This is a genomic window from Streptomyces sp. MB09-02B (assembly GCF_033794485.1).
GTDB lineage: Bacteria > Actinomycetota > Actinomycetes > Streptomycetales > Streptomycetaceae > Streptomyces.
Map to the genome: position 1 here is coordinate 1 of NZ_JARGEE010000870.1, position 1,297 is coordinate 1,297.

The 1,297-nt window shown below is 72.9% G+C and carries 1 protein-coding gene; it reads right to left on the bottom strand.

The window, feature by feature from the left end; genetic code table 11:
• Positions 1–186: 186 nt before the first annotated feature.
• Positions 187–1,146: a polysaccharide deacetylase family protein gene (locus P1P70_RS44755; RefSeq protein WP_413471697.1), complete on the bottom strand. Its 960-nt coding sequence runs from the start codon at positions 1,144–1,146 to the stop codon at positions 187–189.
• Between the last annotated feature and the right edge of the window lie 151 nt (positions 1,147–1,297).

The window sequence follows — 1,297 nt, forward strand, 5'->3', positions numbered from 1 at the left end:
GGGCGGTCGCGGTGGGGGCGGTCGCGCAGCCGGCGAGAAGCAGTGCGGCGAGGGCCGTGAGGGCGGTCAGGGTGCGGGCCACCGGCGTACGGGCTGGTGGCGTACGGGCCGCCGGTGTGCGGGCCGGTGGGACGCGCGCTCCCCGGCGCATCCTTCGGTGTGGGCTTCGACGGTCCCCGTCGGCCCTCACAGGTAGTCCTCCAGCCTCGCCACCGCGTACCCCTCGGCGGTGACCAGGTTCAGGAAGCGGCGGATCATGTCGGGCATGGTGCCCTTCCAGTCGGACGGGCCCCGGAAGTGGCTGAGGACGATGTCGCCGGGGCGGAGTTCGCGGTCCGACTCGCGGTAGTCCCAGCGGTCGACGAAGACCTCCTCGTTCCACAGAGGGACGGCCTTGACGCCGCAGGTCGCGGCGGCGCGGAGGGTGTCCCGGTCGTAGCTGCCGTACGGCGGCCGGAAGAGGGTGGGCCGGGTCCCGTACCGCTTCTCGAGCACGTCCTGCATCCCGCAGATCTCGCGCTGCTGGGCGGCGTAGGAGAGCGGGGGCAGGTGGCGGTGGCGGAGGGTGTGGTTGTGGAGGGCGACGCCACGGTCCCGCATCCGCGCGAAGTAGCCGTAGTCCTCCTTGATCAGGTAGTCGCTGAGGAAGGCGGTGTACGGGATCCGCAGGTCGGTCATCATCCGCAGGAACGCGGTGTCCTTCTCGGCGCCGTCGTCGATGGTGAGGAAAACGACCTTGTGGCGGGTGGGGACGGTGGTGAAGACCGGGGGGAGGCCGTCCTCGACGTGACCGTCGACCTCGAAGCCCTTGCGGGTCCTGAGCTTCGGCTTCTCCAGAGGCGGCGCGGGCGCGCTGAGCGGCACCCTCGCCAGCCCCCAGCGCTTCGCGGCGGCGACCCGCGCGGCGTGCGCCCGGCGCACCTTCCCGGCGTACGCGTCGAGGGCACGCGCGGCGGGCGCGTCGAGACGCGGCCGGCCCCGCTGTCCCGCACCGCGCGGCTGACCGTGGGCCGGTTCGGCGGTGTCGGCGGTGTCGGCGGTCGCCCGGGCCTCGGCGCCGCCTCGCCGCCCGGCAGAGCCCCGCTCCGAGGCCTCCTCGACGCCTCCCCCGCCGCACCCGGACACCACGGCCGCGAGGGCGAGCAGCGCGATGCCGCCCCGGACACCGCCGCCCCCCCCCCGAAACCCCCCCCCCTCGCCCCTTTTACCCCCTCTCTCTTATCACCACTCGCCCCCCCGCACGAAAACCCCTTTTGAACACGCAGTGTCTGACGTGACTAAAACAAAAAAAAAAGGA